A 1382-nucleotide genomic window follows, 5' to 3' on the forward strand; every position below is an offset into this window, starting at 1 on the left:
GAAGTTGGAAGCCTCGCCCGTGGCGCTTTAGCGCTTAGGGCGGGGAGCAGTCACTTGAAAACAATGCTGGAATACAAATGCGATCACGCAGGCATTGTTTTCAAAGAAGTGAATGAAGCCTACACCACCCAGACCTGCTCGAATTGTGGCTCACGCCCCGATTCAAGTCCGAAAGGACTCGCAGGCCTTGGAATCAGAGAATGGACTTGCAGTGCGTGTGGTGCCACGCACGACCGCGACGTTAACGCTGCCAAGAACCTTCTCACGCTCGGGCATGAGCGTCCTGCAGAGGGAATCCCCGCCCTTTAGGGCGGGGAGGATGTCAAAAGCCGACTTAAGCCACTTTTCTCTACGACCGGCTGGCACAATAAGTCGTTGCTCAAACGACTGGAAATCAATTAAGCTCGATGGCCTTGGGCGTTTGCAGGAACCAGATCCGCCAGCAGCTCTGCACAACACTGCTGCTGGGTAACCAGCTCCAGACGTCTCGCCATAAAAATGGCCTTCAGTTCTTCCAGCGCCTGAGCAAAATCATCATTGATCACCAGATAGTCATATTCGGGATAATGGCTCATTTCACTGATCGCCTGCTGCATCCGGCCTTCTATGATTTCTGCTGAATCCTGCCCACGGGCATTCAGACGCTCACGCAGCGCCTGCTGAGAGGGCGGCAGAATAAACACACCAATCGCATCCGGCATTTTTTTGCGCACCTGCTGAGCACCCTGCCAGTCAATTTCCAGAATCACATCCACACCCGCAGCCAGACGCGCTTCAACCGCTTGTTGTGAAGTGCCGTAAAAATTGCCAAATACCTCGGCTGATTCAAAAAAAGCGCCTTGCTGCTGCAACAGCTGAAATGCTTCCTTGTCGACAAAGTGATAGTTCACGCCATCCTGCTCACCGGGTCTTGGGGCACGGGTAGTATGGGATACCGACACTTCCAGCAGTGGTACTTGTTGCAGCAAGGCCGCTACCAGACTGGTTTTACCCGCACCGGATGGGGCGGAGAGAATATACAAACGGCCTTTTGGCTGTTTTGGTGTTGATTCTGTCATGTCGGACTCCCTGAACTCGTATCAATAAAAATGGCGCTCAGTTTACCACTGGTTTTTTAAGCATCAGCGTGAATCAGCCAATTTTTGTGTATGACGCTGTGTTTTTGCGGTGGGTATGGCCTGCAACGGATCATCCGGCCAGGGGTGGCGGGGATAACGGCCTTTGAGATCCTTGCGCACCTCAAAGTAGGTTTTTGCCCAAAAACCTGCCAGATCCCGTGTCACCTGCACCGGACGGCGAGCCGGTGACAAAAGATGAATCAGCACCGGTACCCGACCATCAACCAGTCTGGGAGTTTCTGTCTGCCCGAACAACTCCTGCAG

Annotated in this window: 3 protein-coding genes; 1 reads left to right on the forward strand and 2 read right to left on the reverse strand. The window is 53.3% G+C overall.

The features are described from left to right. Positions 1–63 precede the first annotated feature (63 nt). The gene (locus tag IBX50_RS20585) at positions 64–309 is read left to right on the forward strand and encodes a transposase (RefSeq protein ID WP_292258306.1); all 246 of its coding nucleotides are present in this window, start codon (positions 64–66) and stop codon (positions 307–309) included. An 89-nt stretch (positions 310–398) separates the two neighbouring features. Here the strand turns inward: IBX50_RS20585 and gmk are convergent, their stop codons facing one another. Together gmk and IBX50_RS20595 are read right to left on the reverse strand one after the other, a co-directional pair. Further along, positions 399–1058 carry a guanylate kinase gene (gmk, locus tag IBX50_RS20590; RefSeq protein WP_292258302.1) on the reverse strand — a complete coding sequence of 220 codons (660 nt, stop codon included), beginning with the start codon at positions 1056–1058 and terminating at the stop codon, positions 399–401. A 63-nt stretch (positions 1059–1121) separates the two neighbouring features. Continuing rightward, positions 1122–1382 (reverse strand): ATP-dependent helicase C-terminal domain-containing protein (locus tag IBX50_RS20595; protein WP_292258304.1); only part of this gene is annotated, 261 nt, incomplete at its 5' end.

The organism is Marinospirillum sp., assembly GCF_014859565.1.